At 29.0% G+C, this 18,449-nt stretch carries 16 protein-coding genes; 14 read left to right on the top strand and 2 right to left on the bottom strand.

The features are described from left to right. Window positions 1-8 precede the first annotated feature (8 nt). Window positions 9-950 carry an SPFH domain-containing protein gene (locus tag C1715_RS06295; RefSeq protein ID WP_102399724.1) on the top strand — a complete coding sequence of 314 codons (942 nt, stop codon included), beginning with the start codon at window positions 9-11 and terminating at the stop codon, window positions 948-950. A 1,141-nt stretch (window positions 951-2,091) separates the two neighbouring features. On the opposite strand, the gene C1715_RS06290 is transcribed toward C1715_RS06295, so the two are convergent. Continuing rightward, window positions 2,092-3,447 carry an MATE family efflux transporter gene (locus tag C1715_RS06290; RefSeq protein ID WP_102399723.1) on the bottom strand — a complete coding sequence of 452 codons (1,356 nt, stop codon included), beginning with the start codon at window positions 3,445-3,447 and terminating at the stop codon, window positions 2,092-2,094. A gap of 387 nt (window positions 3,448-3,834) precedes the next feature. Here C1715_RS06290 and map point away from each other — a divergent pair, with 387 nt between their 5' ends. The 9 genes from map to C1715_RS06245 all read left to right on the top strand — a co-directional run bounded on the left by map (window position 3,835) and on the right by C1715_RS06245 (window position 13,109). After that, window positions 3,835-4,701 (top strand): type I methionyl aminopeptidase, encoded by an 867-nt coding sequence (map, locus tag C1715_RS06285; RefSeq protein WP_102399722.1) that lies wholly within the window; start codon window positions 3,835-3,837, stop codon window positions 4,699-4,701. Between the two features lie 63 nt (window positions 4,702-4,764). Continuing rightward, the gene (locus C1715_RS06280; protein ID WP_102399721.1) at window positions 4,765-6,069 is read left to right on the top strand and encodes a hypothetical protein; all 1,305 of its coding nucleotides are present in this window, start codon (window positions 4,765-4,767) and stop codon (window positions 6,067-6,069) included. A 449-nt stretch (window positions 6,070-6,518) separates the two neighbouring features. Then, a complete protein-coding gene (larC, locus tag C1715_RS06275) occupies window positions 6,519-7,724 on the top strand; it encodes a nickel pincer cofactor biosynthesis protein LarC (protein ID WP_102399720.1) in 1,206 nt (401 codons plus the stop codon). A gap of 15 nt (window positions 7,725-7,739) precedes the next feature. Continuing rightward, entirely contained in the window at window positions 7,740-8,540 is an 801-nt protein-coding gene (gene larE, locus C1715_RS06270; RefSeq protein ID WP_242971904.1) for an ATP-dependent sacrificial sulfur transferase LarE, read from the top strand. Window positions 8,541-8,629: 89 nt separating this feature from the next. After that, window positions 8,630-9,376, top strand: a complete 747-nt coding sequence (gene larB, locus C1715_RS06265) for a nickel pincer cofactor biosynthesis protein LarB (RefSeq protein WP_102399718.1) — start codon at window positions 8,630-8,632, stop codon at window positions 9,374-9,376. Window positions 9,377-9,872: 496 nt separating this feature from the next. Continuing rightward, window positions 9,873-10,979: a shikimate dehydrogenase gene (aroE, locus tag C1715_RS06260; RefSeq protein ID WP_180964013.1), complete on the top strand. Its 1,107-nt coding sequence runs from the start codon at window positions 9,873-9,875 to the stop codon at window positions 10,977-10,979. Between the two features lie 195 nt (window positions 10,980-11,174). Next, window positions 11,175-11,672, top strand: a complete 498-nt coding sequence (locus tag C1715_RS06255) for a shikimate kinase (protein WP_102399717.1) — start codon at window positions 11,175-11,177, stop codon at window positions 11,670-11,672. Between the two features lie 199 nt (window positions 11,673-11,871). Then, window positions 11,872-12,312 carry a type II 3-dehydroquinate dehydratase gene (gene aroQ / locus C1715_RS06250; RefSeq protein ID WP_102399716.1) on the top strand — a complete coding sequence of 147 codons (441 nt, stop codon included), beginning with the start codon at window positions 11,872-11,874 and terminating at the stop codon, window positions 12,310-12,312. A 587-nt stretch (window positions 12,313-12,899) separates the two neighbouring features. Next, window positions 12,900-13,109 carry a heavy-metal-associated domain-containing protein gene (locus C1715_RS06245; RefSeq protein ID WP_102399715.1) on the top strand — a complete coding sequence of 70 codons (210 nt, stop codon included), beginning with the start codon at window positions 12,900-12,902 and terminating at the stop codon, window positions 13,107-13,109. Window positions 13,110-13,645: 536 nt separating this feature from the next. Here the strand turns inward: C1715_RS06245 and C1715_RS06240 are convergent. Next, window positions 13,646-14,515 carry a YitT family protein gene (locus tag C1715_RS06240; RefSeq protein WP_242971903.1) on the bottom strand — a complete coding sequence of 290 codons (870 nt, stop codon included), beginning with the start codon at window positions 14,513-14,515 and terminating at the stop codon, window positions 13,646-13,648. Window positions 14,516-15,735: 1,220 nt separating this feature from the next. Between C1715_RS06240 and C1715_RS06235 the strand changes: the two genes are divergently transcribed. The 4 genes from C1715_RS06235 to C1715_RS06220 form a co-directional block, all read left to right on the top strand. Then, window positions 15,736-16,113 (top strand): RidA family protein, encoded by a 378-nt coding sequence (locus tag C1715_RS06235; RefSeq protein WP_102399714.1) that lies wholly within the window; start codon window positions 15,736-15,738, stop codon window positions 16,111-16,113. A gap of 366 nt (window positions 16,114-16,479) precedes the next feature. Further along, window positions 16,480-17,145: a helix-turn-helix transcriptional regulator gene (locus tag C1715_RS06230; RefSeq protein WP_102399713.1), complete on the top strand. Its 666-nt coding sequence runs from the start codon at window positions 16,480-16,482 to the stop codon at window positions 17,143-17,145. Between the two features lie 344 nt (window positions 17,146-17,489). Next, window positions 17,490-18,200: a response regulator transcription factor gene (locus C1715_RS06225; RefSeq protein ID WP_102399712.1), complete on the top strand. Its 711-nt coding sequence runs from the start codon at window positions 17,490-17,492 to the stop codon at window positions 18,198-18,200. Between the two features lie 115 nt (window positions 18,201-18,315). Next, on the top strand, window positions 18,316-18,449 hold a 134-nt coding region (locus C1715_RS06220; RefSeq protein ID WP_146005377.1), incomplete at its 3' end, for a MerR family transcriptional regulator.

Here is an 18,449-nt window from a genome sequence, read left to right as displayed (position 1 = left end):
GTGTGTTTATGCCAGGTAAAATTTTAGTAATAATTTTATTAGTAGTAGTTATAACCATCATATTAAGTTCAATAAAAGTTGTAAATACGGGTAATGTATTTGTAGTTGAAAGGTTTGGACAATTCCACAGAATATTAGAACCAGGTTGGCATTTAGTAATTCCATTTGCTGATTATGTAAGAAAGAAAGTATCTACAAAGCAACAGATATTAGATATACAACCTCAAACAGTTATAACAAAGGATAACGTAAATATATCCATAGATAATGTTATATTTTATAAAGTATTAAGTGCAAAAGATGCTGTTTATAATATAGAGGACTACAAATCAGGTATAGTTTATTCAACTATTACTAATATGAGAAATATAGTTGGAGACATGTCCTTAGATGAAGTTTTATCAGGAAGAGACAGAATAAATGGTAAATTATTGGAAATAGTTGATGAAATCACTGATGCATATGGAATAAAAATATTATCAGTAGAAATTAAAAATATAATACCACCAGCAGAAATACAAAATGCTATGGAAAAACAAATGAAAGCAGAGAGAGATAAGAGAGCTACAATCTTACAAGCAGAAGGACAAAAACAAAGCCAAATAGAAAAAGCACAAGGTGAAAAGCAAGCTAGAATACTTGGAGCAGAAGCTGAAAAAGAAGCTAACATAAGGCGTGCAGAAGGTCTTAAGGAATCTCAACTTTTAGAAGCACAAGGTAAAGCAGAAGCAATAAGAGCTATAGCAGAAGCACAATCAGAAGCAGTAAGAAGGGTAAATGCAGCTATTATTGAATCAGGAACAGATGAAAGGGTAATTGCTCTTAAACAAGTAGAAGCTCTTCAAGAAATGGCTAAAAATCCTGCTAATAAACTTATACTTCCAAATGAATCTTTATCTTCATTAGGAAACTTAGCAGCTATAGCCGATACACTTAGAATGAACAAGTAGAATAAATTACGAAGCAAGTGCTGCAAGAAAAATCTGTCTTTAAGTCCACAATAAATATATTTTTTAAGACTGCTTACAATACGCCAAGAAATTCTAATGTTTTCAAATTTCAATCCCCTAAAGCTTTCAAACTCGCTTCTAACGGCGCTCAAACATGAAAGCTTCTTAACGGGTATTGAAATTTGAAAACAAAGAATTTCTAAGGCTAGCTCAATAGTCTAAAAAAATATATTTATTGTTACCTTAAAGACAGATTTTTCGGTTCATATGTACATTACTTATGGGGGGAGACAGCCTACTAAAGGAGGCTTTTCCGCCACTATGTTACGGAAAAGCTTTAATTAAATAAATGGTAAAGCAAAAAAGCTATAACTATTTCATTAAATAAAATAGTTATAGCCTTTCTTTTTAAGCGCTTTAAAAATCTTTTATTGGCGATAGCCAGTTTAAATACATAGGCATGATTAGGAGTTATATATAAGAATATATAACTTTAATTGTTAGACAAATAAGAAATTGTAGATAAGTAATAGGTAATAGCTAAGAAGTAATAGTTGTGGTGAAAATTCAGCTTTGCTGAATTTTTTCAAGAGCTCATATTTTTACTAGCTGTTCTCTTGTTATTTATTCATAAATTAATTATAAAAAACTCTTTGAGTTTTATCCTTAACTCTTACTTTTTACTTCTTACTTATTACCTCTTACCTGGTCTACCCTACAAATTTAAGATTTATACAAGTCAATGCCTTACGGCAAAATATATTAAATTTTATCTAATATTTTAATAATGTGACAGTTACTAGTACCTAATGAAAGTGACTAATTATATCTCACAATTAGTTAAAATATTATTAGTAACTAGGATTGTAGATTAAACGAAAGGCTACGCCTAAAAAATATTATGAGTGCTTTTTTTATAAATTAAAGATTTTCCATAGCGAAGCGGAGGAAAATCATCCTTTAGTAGGCCTCTCCTCTCAAACCACATACATATTAAACTAAAAATCTGATTTTAATGTAGTAATAAATGTGGAATTTGGGACATTTAGAAGTTCTTGGCGTATTGTGAACAGTCCCAAATTACACATTTATTACGGAATTAAAATCAGATTTTTCTTCAATGTATTGATTCACAATATTCTTAATTAGTGACTTTTAGTTCTTTCATGCCTCTATATAAGAAAAATCCTGTAAGTATAAAAGCAATTACGTCGGCACAAGGTTGCGACATCCAAAGACCATCTAATTTGAATAAAGTAGGAAGTATTAATATAAGTGGAATTAAAATAACTACTTGTCTAAGAAGACTTAGGAACATAGCAGTTTTAGCTTGACCTATAGCTTGGAAGTAGTTAGAACCTACAATTTGCATGCCGATTATAGGTAAGAAAATTAAATCTATTCTAAGTCCTCTAGCACCTATATTTAAAAGTTCTATATCATCTTTTATAAATAATCCTATTAAGGTTTTAGGGAATATTTGAACACATAAGAAGCCAACTGTAGCTATGGTAGTGGCTGCTAATATAGCTAATTTTAATGCCCTTTTAACTCTAAGATAATTTTTAGCACCATAATTATACCCTATTATGGGTTGAACCCCTTGATTGATTCCGAACATAGGCATAAAAATAAGCATGGCAATACTATTTATTATACCCATAGCAGCTACAGCCTTGTTTCCACCATAAGTATATAGACCACGGTTATACAAGGTTACTACTATGCTAGCAGCTATTTGCATTGCAAAAGGTGACATACCTATAGCAAAGATAGATTTTATAATTCTTAAATCTAATTTTAAATTTTCTTTTTTTACTTTTAAAATACTTCCACTTTTTTTGCTTATAAAATAATGCATAACCCATATGGTATTAAAGGTTTCAGAAATTACTGTTGCAATAGCGGCACCTTTAATTCCCATACCAAATACGAATATAAATATTGGGTCAAGTATAATATTTATAATAGCTCCAAATACCATTGTGAGCATTGCCATTTTAGGGTTTCCTTCTGCACGGATGCTGTTGTTTATACCAAAACCTATATTTTGTAGGGGAGCACCTAAAAGTATTATGCTTATATACGTTTTGGCATAGGGAAGGCTTTCTTTTCCAGCTCCAAATAGTAATAATAATTTATCAAGAAATATAAATCCTAAAATACCTACTATGAATGATATTAATGTATCAAGAACTACTGCATTACCTAGTATTTTTTCTGCTTCTTCTTTCTTTTTTTCTCCCAGCTTTATAGAAATTAAAGCAGAAGTACCTATGCCTACTAACATCCCAAAAGCCATTATAGTTGTGGAGATGGGCATGGTGCTGGTTAGTCCAGAAAGGGCGTTGGTACCTATTTTATCTATATGTCCTATATATGCTCTATCAACTATGCTATATAGAGCATTTACTAGCATACCTATAATAGCTGGTATGGAAAATTTAAATAAGAGTTTTCCAATACTCTCTGTGCCTAATTGTTTAGATTTATCCATAAAGTCTACTCCTTTCAAAATAAAATAATACATAAATTAGTATTTGTTAAAGATAAAGATAAAGGCATAATACATTTATATCATTTTATTACCCATCTTTGCAACAAAGGGTTAGGATTTTTACGAAAAAAGATTATTTAGTGTATAATATAAGTATAGTTAATAATTAAGAAAGAGTTATTACGTAATTTTACAAATATAGATTTGGAAAATAGAAGTTCTTAATTCATAGGTTGAAATTCCTAATCTCTAAAAAAAGTACCTAAAATATATGTGTTTTAGATAATTAAAAATTAGTAATTAATAAAAAGAAGGTTGTTAATTATAAATAAACTGTAAATATATGCAATAGTTTTTTCTTATTTATGAAAGTTGGAGGTGTTTTATTTGAAAAAAGAATTTTGGAACAAATTATGCTGGTGTGGTAGTGGAAAAAAATATAAGGATTGTCATTTGGATTTAGATATGAGATTGGAAGCTTTGGCAGCAGAAGGACATATAGTGCCTGATAGGGACATGATAAAAACAGATTTGGAGATAGAAGGTATAAGAAAAAGTGGTAGATTAACCAAAGCTGTACTAGATATGGTAGGAGAGAAAATAAAAGAAGGGGTTACTACTGAAGAAGTTAATACTTGGGTTCATGAATATACAGTAGAACATGGTGGGGTACCAGCTCCACTTAACTATATGGGATATCCTAAAAGTGTGTGTGTTTCTATAAATGAGGTGGTCTGTCATGGTATACCTAATGAGGAAACAGTTTTAAAGAAAGGAGATATAGTAAATGTAGATGTAACTACTATATTAGATGGTTATTATTCAGATTCTAGCAGAATGTATATAATTGGTGAGGCTGATAAGGAGACAGAAAGATTAGTGAAGGTGGCTAAAGAATGCCTATATGAAGGAATAAATCAAGTTAAACCCTTTGCTACTTTAGGAGATATAGGGTACGCAGTGCAAAAATATGCAGAGAAAAATGGATATTCTGTAATAAGAGACTATGGTGGACATGGAGTAGGACTTGGTTTTCATGAGGAACCTTTCGTAGCTCATTGTGGAGAGAAGGGAAGAGATATGGTGTTATTTCCAGGAATGGTATTTACCATTGAACCTATGATTAATCAAGGAACTTATGAGTACAATGTTTTAAAAGATGGATGGACGGTTCTTACTAAAGATAGAAAACTTTCAGCTCAATGGGAGCATACGATAGTAGTTACAAGAGAAGGGTATGAAATATTGACTTAATGTTTAAAATATCCACAAAATGGATATGAATATAGGTATAAAGTCAAATTTAGGAGGGGTTGTATGGATATATTGGATATGAGAAATAGTGGTGACACAATACTTAATCCAATAGAGAAGGTTAACGATAAAATAATCTTTGAGAAAATAAAAAGGGTAGGGCGTATGTTTTCGGATCATAGGGTATTTGGTTACTATGGCTATGATTTGAAAATTAAAAAATTGAAGAAGTTAACTAGTAATTCTAATAATCTATATAAAGGTGTAGTTTACAATAAGTTTATTGAGGGAGAAGATTGCATATATTATGTAACAAGGGAAAGGGAAAAGACAAAAGATTTATATACTCTTTATAAGGTGGAATTAGAAGGTGTAGAGAAGGAGTTTCCTATATTTAATTTTTATATGGAAAGCCAGTATTCTGATATGGAATTTGAGATGATAAATGACCACTATATATGTGTTTTTGCAAAGCAATCTAGTATTATGAATATAAATATTGAATTAGATTTAAAACATGATGAGGAACAATATGGATACCAAAAGGGGTATATTTTTAATGTAGATTCAGGTGATCAATACGAAATAAAGGATAAAAATTTTTTAAGAGGGTTTAGTCAAGTTTTCTTTAGAACAGAATTGGCAGGAGAAAGGTGTATTGTTTATGAAGAAAACTATTTAAATGCATCTACAATAGAGGATATATATAATACTTCATATAAAAAGAAGTATAAATATATAAAACCAGATGTTATAGAAAATATTGAAGATGTATTCTATCTTAAGGATCATTTGAAATATACTTGTGCAGATAAGTTTATTGAAGAGATAAAAGAAGGAAAAGAGGAATTAAGCTTCAAAAGCATAGCATATAAGGGCTTTGATGGTTATGAAATGTTTTTAGGAGTAGATAAGGATAATATATATTTTGTAAAAAAAGATTTTGGAAAGCCTAATGAAGAAATAGTAACTTTTCTAGATAGAAATACTATGAAAAAAACTATATATACTGTAAAAAACCAAAATAAATTAGATGAAAATATAGAAAATGTACAAAGTATAGATGAGGTTGCAGATACGTTAAATATAGATTACAATTTAGTGGGAAAAAATAAGAATATATTTGCTTGCAAATATATGGAAAATGAAACTTGCTATGTAAAAGAATTGCTAAGAGGAAATGTGGAATATACTTATCCAGATAGTTTAGGGAAAATAAAGGAGCTTATGGAGGATAGGTATTTAATAACTTGTGCAAGTATTAGAAGTAGGGATGAAACCATTAATGTAATAGATATAAAAGAAAATAAAGTAAAAAGTTATAAAGGTTTCTTCAAAGTAATTGATGATATGCTAGTGCTATTTTAGTTTGCTTATATAAAAATACCTAGACTGAAATGATTATTTTTAAAAAAGCTGTATAATTTATATATTAACTACTCAACTTTCGCACATAAAGTTCAAGCTCTACATTAGATTAATAAGGGTTTAAAATTTGAAATTTAGAATGTAAGATAGGAATTTGTAGAGTAGGTAAGAGGTAAAAAGTAAGAAGTAAGAGTGAAAAAGTAAGAACTAATAGGTAAGGTAAGAGTTCCTTTAAAAAATTCAGCAAAGCTGGATTTTCACCACAACTATTACTTACCTGCAAATTTCAAATTTTATATTTTTATTTTATAACTGCGAAAGTTGATTATTTAACTTTAGATAATACAAGAACTTAAATAATAAATATTAGTAATAGTTGAATAATAATATCAGTGATTAGAGATTGATAAAAGTATAACTACTTAAATTTAATAGGCAGGAGAAGAAAAATGAAGGTATTGTATTATGATTGTTTTTCAGGTATTAGTGGAGATATGAATTTAGGTGCAATGATAGACCTAGGCGTGGATAAGGGTTATTTAATTAAAGAACTTAAGAAATTAAGTATAAATGAAGAATTTGAAATAGAAATAAAGAAAGATGAAAGAAAAGGTATAAGTGGTACAAAAGTAGATGTAATTTTAAAAGAAAATCAATATGAAGAGCACCATGATTCTCATGATGAAAATCACCATCATAGAAGCTTTAAGGATATAGAAAAAATAATAAATGATAGTTCATTAGAGAAAAGTGTTAAGATTATGAGTTTAAGTATATTTAGAAAGATGGCAGAAGCAGAGGGAAAGATTCATGGTAAAGATTTATACCAAGTGCATTTTCATGAAGTAGGTGCAGTGGATTCTATAGTGGATATAGTGGGTGCAGCTATATGCTTTCAATATTTAAATGTAGATAAAATTTTATGTTCTCCAGTTCAATTAGGAGGTGGGTTCGTAAAATGTGCTCATGGATTAATTCCTGTGCCTGCTCCAGCAGTTAGTGAGCTTTTAAAAGGTGTTCCTATAAAGATCGGAGCGGTTCCTTTTGAAACGACTACTCCTACAGGAGCAGCTATATTAAAGACTATGGTTAGTAGGTTTACCGAAGAAAAGGAATTTATCATAGATAAAATAGGTTATGGTGTAGGAAATAGAGATACGGAAATTCCTAATTTATTAAGAATTTATTTAGGAAGAATAGAAAAAAAGGAAAAATTTTATTTTAAAGAACAGTGTTTTATACTAGAATGTAATATAGATGATATGAACCCTGAAATGTATGAATATGTGTATGAAAAATTGTTTTCAGAAGGTGCTTTGGATGTTTTTATCACATCCATAATAATGAAAAAAGGGCGTCCAGGTGTGAAGTTAAGTGTGCTTTGCCACAAGGAAAAAAAGGAAGAGCTTAAGAAGGTATTATTTAGAGAAACCTCTACCCTAGGAGTTAGGGAGTGTAGTATGGTAAGGGATATTCTAAAAAGAGATTTTTCTGTAGTTAAAACTTCTTATGGAGATATCAGGGTAAAGAAGGCTTATGTAAATGATAAAGACTTTAAGATAAAGCCTGAATACGAGGACTGTAAAAAGGTTGCATTAGAAAATGATGTACCTATAAGAAATGTTGTAAGGGAAGTTTATAATAGCATAAAGTAAAGGGGAGATATGAGGGTGAAAAATTCTTTACAAGAAAAATACTTGAAACTTTTAGAATACATTAAAACTTTAGATAGCTGTGTGGTAGCTTTTTCAGGAGGCGTTGATAGTACTTTTTTGTTAAAAGCATGTACAGATGTTTTGGGGAATAAAGTTTTAGCAGCAACTATAGACACCCCATATATTCCTAGATGGGAAATAAAAGAGGGAAAAGATTTTGCAAAGAGATTAAAAGTAAAACATAAATTTATAACTATTCCCATAATGGATGAAATAAAAAATAATCCTATGGAAAGGTGTTATTTATGTAAAAAAAATGTGTTTTCTACTATAAAAAAGTTCGCCCTAGAAGAAGGATATAATTGCGTTGTTGATGGCACTAATTTTGATGATACAAAAGATTATAGACCTGGAATGAAAGCTTTAAAAGAATTGGATATAAAAAGCCCACTTATGCACATGGGTTTTACTAAAAAAGATATAAGAGATTTATCCAAGCAATTAGGATTACCTACTTGGAAAAAGCCTGCTTATGCTTGTTTGCTTTCCAGAATACCTTATGAAAGCCTTATTAAATTAGAAGATCTTAAGAAGATAGAAAAGTCAGAAAAATATCTTATGAATATTGGATTTACGGCTGTAAGAGTTAGATGCCATGGAGATTTGGCTAGGATAGAAGTGGATAAGAAAGACTTTAAAAATATACTGGAAGAAGAACTTTTAGATGTTATAGGTGATAAGCTTAGGGAATATGGATTTAAATACGTGACTTTGGATGTAAAAGGCTATAGAATGAGTGGATTAGAATTACTTTAATTTTCTATTTTTAATTTCTGTTCATGTGTTTTTCTAATTCTTAGTTATTAAATAGTTTTAAAAAATTAACATAGAAAGGAAGTTATTTCATGAATGAAGATGAAATAAAAGAATTGCTAGAAAATGTAAAAAATGGTCATTGTGCAGTAGAAGATGCATTGGATAGTCTGAAGGAGCTTCCTTTTAAAGATTTAGGATATGCTAATATAGATAATCACAGAGAATTAAGAGTGGGATATCCTGAGGTCATATATTGCGCAGGAAAGACTGTGGAGCAGGTAAAAGGTATAATAAAATTTATGAATACTAAAAATAACAATATATTAGCAACTCGTGCTACGGAAGAGATGTATAATGCTGTTAAGGAAATTTGCAGTGAAGCAGAGTACAACAGCATGGCTAAAATAATAACTGTTCAAAAAAAGCAAATTACTAAAAAAGATACATATATAGCAGTGGTTACTGCAGGAACTTCAGACATACCTGTAGCAGAGGAAGCTGCAGTTACAGCTGAATTTTTAGGTAATAAAGTAGAAAGAATTGTAGATGTGGGAGTAGCGGGAATACATAGATTGTTTAATAAACTAGATATAATAAGAAGTGCTAAGGTAGTTATTGTAGTAGCAGGTATGGAAGGAGCTTTGGCCAGTGTGGTTGGAGGTTTAGTAGACAAACCTGTAATAGCTGTGCCTACAAGTGTAGGATATGGAGCAAGTTTTAATGGAGTGTCAGCACTTTTATCAATGTTAAATAGTTGTGCTAGTGGAGTTAGTGTAGTAAATATAGATAATGGATTTGGTGCAGGATATTTAGCTAGTATGATAAATAAACTTTAAATATTGTTGACATATATATATGAAAAGGATATAATTATAATTGGTAAAGATAAAAATTTCTATGGAATATTAAATAGGTGTTATTATAGTTACCGTTAAAAGGAGCAAAAGAAACAAAAAAGCAGGATGATATGTTGACAGCGCTCACTCCATAAGGAGTGAGCGCTTTTGATGTACTTTATTTTAATATTCATAGCTCTTAATCTTTATTTAATTAGGGATATATCTATTGGCAATGATCAATATTTACCAAGTAATGTTTGATAAAAAGTATCTAAGGCATATTCAAATAAATAACAAGTCAGTATGCTAGTCTATTTTGCGTCATACTGCGTCAGCAGAAATCACCGATAGTTCTACTAGCGGCGGAATCTGCTTCCTTGTCTGACACAAAATATACCAGCATCTTTGACTTGTTATTTATTTTCATGTACCTAAAGATTAATTTTGGGATTGAGAACTAGAACATATAAATTAACAAACATTGGAGGGAATTATGTATAAAATACAACAATTAAGAGATGAAATAGATGATATTGATAAAGAAATTTCTAAACTTCTAGAAAAAAGAATGAATGTAGTTAAAAAAGTAGCTTTATATAAGAAAAGTAAGGATGTTGCCCTTTTAGATAATAAAAGAGAAGAAGAAGTTTTAAATAAAAATTTAGAATACATTAATAATAATGAAATTTCCACCTATATTAGAGAAATATTTATGAAGATAATGGGTGAGAGCAAAAAATATCAAGATTATTTTATTAAAAATAAAAGTTTGTATGGACTTATAGGTGAAAAATTATCACATAGCTTATCACCAGATATACATGAACGTATATTCAAAGAAAAGTTCATTAATGGTGATTACCAGATTTTAGAGATAACTAGAGAAAATATCCCTAAGGTTTTAGATGAATTAAATAAAGTGGGATTTAAAGGGGTTAATGTTACAATTCCCTATAAGGTAGATATTATAAAATACATTAGTGAGATAAGTGAAGAAGCTAAAGATATAGGAGCAGTAAATACTATAAAGTTTTATGATGGAAGGACAAGAGGTTATAATACGGATTATTTTGGATTTAAAAAAGTTTTAGAAAAATGGCATATAGATGTAATGGGAAAGAAAGCTGTGGTGTTAGGTAGTGGAGGAGCTGCCAATATGGTTTATTATTGTTTGTTAAAAAGTGGCGTGGATGAGATAACTATTGTAACAAGAGATAAAAAAACTGTTATTGAGAGGAATATTTTTCCTAAAGCTCACATAATAGAATATAAAAATTTAAATGAATTAAAAGATAAATACATTATAGTAAATACTACTCCATGTGGTATGTATCCAGACATAGATGAATCACCAGTACCTATGGATTTTCTAAGTAATTTTAATTGGGTAGTGGATCTTATATATAATCCAGAGGAGACACTGCTTTTAAGGTATGCTAAAAAAAAGGGTATAAAATGCGTAAATGGTTTATATATGTTAGTAGCTCAAGCTGTAGCTGCAGAAGAAATATGGAATGAAATAACTCTAAAAGAAGGATTAATTGATGAAATATATGAGTATCTAATGCTCACATTCAGCGTCCTGCCTCAGGTTCGCTAGCTTGGCGTCCTTTTAAGGCTTACGATAATTTTATATGACTAAAAGAAGAATTTCTAAAATTAAATTTAAACAGTTCCTTCGCTTCTTATGAAAGTCATTCCAGAGAAATTTCATAATTCAGGTAATGTAATGATTTTTTTGGGATAATCAGTTTATATATATGGGCAACTCAATAAATTTAAAAAGGTGTTTAAAATGAAAAATAATATAATATTGATAGGTATGCCTGGTTGTGGCAAAACTACCTTGGGAAAGAGTCTTAGCAATAAATTAAATATGAAATTTTATGATTTAGATGAATACATAGAAAAAAGAGAAAATATGAGTATACAAGATATATTTAAAAATGGAGAAGAAAGGTTTAGAAATATAGAAAGTGAAGCTTTAAGTGAAGTGTGCAAAAATCAAGAGTGTGTAATAGCTACAGGAGGCGGAATAGTAAAAAAACAATGTAATATAGATATTATGAAAAGTAGTGGTATAGTTATTTTTATAGATAGACCATTAGAGAATATATTTAAGGATATTAAAATAGAAAATAGGCCGCTTCTTAATAATGGAAAAGAAGAATTAAAGGTATTGTATAATGAAAGATACGAACTTTACACTAAAAGCTGTCACTATAGACTAGAAAATTCAAAAGATGAACAAGAAGCTTTGAATGGGATTTTAAATATAATTTTTTCTTTATAGAAATTTTAATCAAGAATACCTATTTCAGCGTAAACAAGTGGAGTGAGAGTTCACTAAATCAATTAAGGAAAATTGATAGCTTTAGTAAACCTCTATTGTAGAGACGTTAGTCAAGAATATATTATTTCTATGAAGTAAGTGGTAGTTTTTCAAGGATTATGAATTGGATACTAGGGAGCTGGAAGAAAGGAGAGTTTTTATGAAAATTTTAGTGATAAATGGACCTAATATAAATTTTTTAGGAATAAGAGAAAAGCAAGTGTATGGGAGCAATAATTATAAAGATGTATGCCGTTATATAGAAGAGCAGGGTAAAAATTTAGGATTAGAAGTGCATATAGTTCAAAGCAATGTAGAAGGGGAAATTGTTAATTTTATTCAAGAAGCTTATGGAAAGTATGATGGTATAGTAATAAATCCAGCAGCCTATACTCATTATAGTATAGCTATAATGGATGCTATAAAAGCAGTAAATATAAAAACTGTAGAAGTTCATATTAGTAATATATACAGTAGGGAAGAGTTTAGAAAAAAGTCTGTTATAGCTCCTGCTTGTATTGGTCAAATTAGTGGTTTTGGAATATATGGATACGTAATGGCTTTAATGGCTTTGAAAAACTTAGAAGTAAATATGAAGTAATAATCTGCCTTAAGGCAGATTTTTTAATGAGAATTTTTACAGTATAAGGTATTCCTTAATGAGTAAAAATATTAATATAATGATTAACCCACAATAAGGTACAATGTAATGGAATTATGAAATTTCTCCTCCATAACTTGCATAAGAGCTCGGAACAATAAATTTAATTTAAGAAATTCTAATCTTTTAGCCATATAAAATTATCTAACGCTCACATTCAGCGTCCTGACTCAGGTTCGCTAGCCTGGCGTCCTTGCCAGGCTTACGATAATTTTATCTGTCTAAAAGAAGAATTTCTAAAATTAAATTTAAACAGTTCTTTTGCTTTTTATGCAAGTCATTCCAGAGAAATTTCATAATTCAGGTAATGTAATGCTTTTTGTGGGATAATCATATAATATTTTATTGTATATAGCGTATAAATAATTTAATATTTGGAAGAATAATATATGGATTAATTACATACACACATATCCATATATTAAGTTCTATGATTGAAAGGCTAATTAGAGTGGATCTGGTTAGCCTTCTATAATATAAAAAGTATACTCTTATAGAGTTTAATTGATAAGGGAGGAAGTTAAATAATGAAAACTAGCCATTACGAAGTTTCAGGTCTTGCAAATTCGCAGGACAAAACCAAAGTGTTAAATGCATTAGATAAGATTGAAGGGGTTCAGGAAGTAGCAGTAGACCTAGGCCGTGGAAGTATAGAAATAGAATATAATAGTCCTGCTACTAAAGAAAAGATACTTAATTGCATAGAGAATACAGGATACACAATAAAATCACACTAGTCTCCAATCTGCTTTTTATGAACAGTGATTTTTTAAGAATTACAAGTATGTAAAATTATTGTTCTGAACATATAATTAACTCAACTTTTGTACATAAAGTTCAAGCTCTACATTAGATTAATAAGGGGTTAAAATTTAGAATGTAAAATAGAAATTTGTAGAGTAGGTAAGAGGTGAAAAGTAAGAAGTAAAAAGTAAGAAGTAAGAAGTAAAAAGTAAGAGTTTCTTTAAAAAATTCAGCAAAGCTGAATTTTCAGCACAACTATTACTTATTACTTGTTATTTACAAATTAATTATAAAAAACTCCTTGAGTTTTATCCTTAACTATTACTTCTTACTTCTTAGCTCTTACCTATTACTTACCTGCAAATTTCAATTATAGTTAGTTTCTAAAAGAGCTTTATTCTTCACTTTAAATTTTATATTTTTATTTTTCAACTGCGAAAGTTGAATTATTAAAGAAAAATCTACCTTTATATCTTATTAAAGGTAGATTTTTCTTTATTTAATGATTTAATTGTTTATTGGAATTTTTTTAGTTTGATAAGCTCTTAAATCCTTCTCCAAGGGTTTCATGAACATTGTAAGTTATTATAAAAGCTTTATTGTCTGTTTCATGTATAAATTTTTTTAATTTTATGAATTGTTTTTTATCTACTACAGTGTTTATTATTTCTTTTTCTTCATTGGTATAAGCACCTTTTCCAATATATAATGTAGCACCTCTATCCAATTCTTCTATTATAAATTTTTTTATTTTCTCACCTTCACAGCTTAGTATTTCTACTTTTTTGTAGTCATTAAAACCACTTATTACTACGTCTATTATTATACCAAGTATTATTACTCCTAATAGAGCATACATACCTTTTTTAATTCCAAAAGTATAAGTAGCTAATATAGTTATTACCAAGTCTACTAATAGAAGAGCTTTTCCTAGTTCAAGATGAGCATATTTATTAAGAATTTTAGCTACTATGTCAGTACCACCAGTAGATGCATTTTGTTCGAAAACTATTGCTATACCAACAGCACTTAATAAAGAACCAAATAATAATTCTATTAATAAATCATCCGTAAATGGATGGGTCATAGGCATAGTCTTTTCCATAATCCATATTATTAAAGAAAATGCAAAACTTGTATAAATGGATCTAGCCCCAAAACTAGAATCAATAAATACAAAACCTACTACAAATAATACCAAATTCATTAAGGTCATTAATAAACCTATACTTAGTTTCGGAATATAAGGTTGAATTACCATGGCAAGGCCACTAACCCCTCCAGCTGCAATATCATTTGGAACTAAAAAGAAATAAGTACCAGCAGCAGTTATAATAAGTCCAATGTGGAGCCAAATCATTTCTTTTAAAAACCTTTTCACATTTAATTGTTTTTTCATATTTAAAACCTCCCTTTATACTATTTTCTCTATTAATAAGAGATAATCATAAATGAAAAACTTTAGTTAATATATTTGTAGCTATTTTTATAAAGCTCTAATATCAGTTTCAATAAAGATTGAATTTAGGTATCTTATTTAGGTGATAGCGATTAAGTACTAGTTATTAGTATATTATTTACCATAAAAAAATCTCTTAACCAAAGGCTAAGAGTTTATAATCAACAGACTTTATTTGTCTTGTATCTTTTATTTTTAGTTTATATTTTTATTTTAGTTTATATTTTTATTTTAGTTTATATTTACAAATTACAACTATATATTACAATGTTTTTGGAAAAATATCAATACGTAGTTTTAAAGCGCTAAATAAAGTTTAAATATTTTAAATATTTATAAGAATAAAGTCTATATATAGTTCATAAATAAAGATTAAATAGTGATGGTTTGGTATTGAAATAAATTATATAAATATGATTAACCCACAATAAGGTACAATGTGGTGGAATTATGAAATTTCTCCTCCATGACTTGCATAAAAGCTCGGAACAATAAATTTAATTTAAGAAATTCTAATCTTTTAGCCATATAAAATTATCTAACGCTCACATTCAGCGTCCTGCCTCAGGTTCGCTAGCCTGGCGTCCTTTTAAGGGTTACGATAATTTTATCTGTCTAAAAGAAGAATTTCTAAAATTAAATTTAAATGGTTCCTTCGCTTCTTATGCAACTCATTCCAGAGAAATTTCATAATTCAAGTAATGTAATACTTTTTGTAGGATAATCATAAAATATTTTAATAATTTATAAAAGTAATATAAAAATTTAAATTAAAATTGAAAATTAAGAATAAAACTTCTTTGAGAATTTTTAAATTTGTTGTTAAAAGTTTTTGTAATTAAATTAGTAATGCAAATTACTAAGGCACATTCAAATAAATAACAAGTCAGTATGCTAGTCTATTTTGCGTCATACTGCGTCAGCAGAACCCACCGATAGTTCTACTAGCGGCGGAACCTGCTTCCTTGTTTGACACAAAATATACCTGCATCTTTGACTTATTATTTATTTTCATGTACCTAATTAGAATTTGCTTATATAAAAATTTCAGTTTTGTTTATATAAAAGATTGAAATAAGGGAATATATATATTATAATTATTTTACAGTTGATAAAAAATTAATACTGTGGTAAAAAATTATCATCAAGGAGGAAAAAATATGAATAAATCAGTTATTTCAACAAATGCAGCACCAGGTGCTATAGGACCATACTCTCAAGGAATAAAAGTAGGAGAGCTAGTATATACTTCAGGCCAACTTCCAATAGATCCTAAAACAGGTGAAATGCCAACTACTATAGAAGAGCAAACAAGACAATCATTAGAAAATGTAAAGGCTATACTAGAAGCAGCAGGTAGCGATTTAAATAAAGTTGTTAAAACTACTGTTTTCTTAAGCGATATGAATAATTTTGCTAAAATGAATGAAGTTTATGCACAATTCTTTACAGCTGATTATCCATCAAGAAGCGCAATTGAAGTAGCTAGATTACCTAAAGATGCTTTAGTTGAAATAGAAGTAATAGCTATAGCATAAGGCACATTCAAATAAATAACAAGTCAGTATGCTAGTCTATTTTGCGTCATACTGCGTCAGCAGAACCCACCGATAGTTCTACTAGCGGCGGAACCTGCTTCCTTGTCTGACACAAAATATACCAGCATCTTTGACTTGTTATTTATTTTCATGTACCTAATATTAAGTTATTGAAAAGAATTAAAAAATTATAAAAACTATCAATAACACATAAGTTCAGCATATAAATTGGGTTATTTTAAGTTTTCACTTAAAATGACCCTTTTTACAAAATTTATACGAAAATGTCTTATGTTTAAATTACATATGAAAGAATGGTTATTTGCTGTATAACATTTTTTAATTCTAGATAGAGGAGATAAAGTAATGAAAAACAAAGATAAATTAAAGAAATACATTCCACTAGTAGAATTCATGGGTAAAGTTTTAGGAAATAATTCTGAAGTGGTTTTACATGATATAAATAATCCTGATAAGTCTATAGTAGCTATAGCTAATGGGCATATAAGTGGCAGAACTGTAGGTGGTCCTGTGACAGATTTAGTTTTAAAGATATTAAAAGATGAAAGTTATAAAGATAAAAACTACATATGTAATTATAAGGGAAGTTCTAAAGATAATAAAACATTAAAATCTTCTAGTTATTTCATAAAGGATGATAATGAAAAGTTGATAGGAATGATATGTGTCAATACTGATATTACTGATATTATAAAAGTAAAAGACATATTAGATGCATTGGCATCTGTTGGAGAGGAAAATGTTCAAGAGGGTACAGAGCAGCTAGAGGGAGCATCTGTATTTGAAAATTTGGATAAAAATGTGGAGGATGTAATTAGTTCCATAATAACTAGTGTAATGCTAGAATATTCAATACCTCCAGAGAGAATGAGTCTAGAAGAAAAAATGCAAGTAGTTAAAAAGCTAAATGAAAAAGGTGTGTTTTTACTAAAGGGTGGAGTGAGCGAAGTAGCTAAAAGCCTGAAGGCTTCAGATACTACTATATATAGATATATAAATAAATTAAAATAGTTGAAGAATCAGTTTCACTTTTGTATTATAAAGATGAACTGATTTTTTTTATATAGATGTTTATACATAAATGGTTAATATATGAACAAGGGTTACTTTGATATATAACTAGGAATTTAGGCACATTCAAATAAATAATAAGTCAGTATGCTAGTCTATTTTGCGTCATACTGCGTCAGCAGAACCCCACGGTAGTCTGACTAACGACGGAACCTGCTTCCTTGTCTGACACAAAATATACTAGCATCTTTGACTTGTTATTTCTTTTCATGTACCTTATTTAACTTTTTAGGATAATAGGTAAGAATAATATTATGATCTTACAACAAAATAGGAGGATGAAAATGGCGACAATTTTATTAGTGGAAGATGATGAAGCTTTAGCTATGGGTATAGAGTATAGTTTAAAAAATGAAAACTTCAATGTTTTTGTTGGAAATACCATAAAGGAAAGTAAGAAAATCTTTATGGAGAATTCAATAGATTTAATTTTATTAGATGTAACCCTTCCAGATGGAAATGGTTACGATTTATGTAAACATATAAGAGAAAAGAGCCAAGTTCCTATAATATTTTTAACTGCCTGTGATGATGAAGTAAATATTGTATTGGGACTAGATATGGGGGGAGATGACTATATAACTAAGCCTTTTAGATTGAGAGAAATGATATCTAGAATAAAGGCAGTTATGAGAAGAAAAAATACTGTAATTCAAGAAAAAGTAGTGGAAGAAAATACTTCTATACTACAATCAAATGGTATGGAAATACATGTGTTAAAGGCACAAGTATTTAAAGGAGATAAGGAGATTTTTCTTACTCCCGCAGAATATAAACTTTTATGTTTATTTATTCAAAATCCAAACATAACTTTAAAAAGAGAAGTAATATTAGAAAAGCTCTGGGATTCTTCAGGTGAATTTGTAGACGATAATACTTTGTCTGTTTATATAAAGAGGCTCAGGGAAAAAATAGAAGATAAATCATCTAGTCCAAAACGTATAGTAACTGTGAGAGGTATAGGATATAAATGGAATGACAATGTAGAAGCCTAATTTAGGAAATTTATAACAAGGTAGTATTAAAAAGGAGGCATCTTTAGTTATTTAAAATATAAATAAAAGTAATCAAATATAGTAAAATCCACTTATGAAAAGGAAGTGAGTACATTTGAAAAATAATAACTATAAACCAAATGAATTTGCAGAATTAATTAATGTATCAGTTAGAACATTGCAAAGATGGGATAACGAAGGAATATTAAAAGCATTTAGAACACCAACAAATAGGAGATATTATACTTA

Source organism: Haloimpatiens massiliensis (assembly GCF_900184255.1).
GTDB classification, from domain to species: domain Bacteria; phylum Bacillota; class Clostridia; order Clostridiales; family Clostridiaceae; genus Haloimpatiens; species Haloimpatiens massiliensis.
This window is presented reverse-complemented; position numbering and strand designations above follow the sequence as displayed.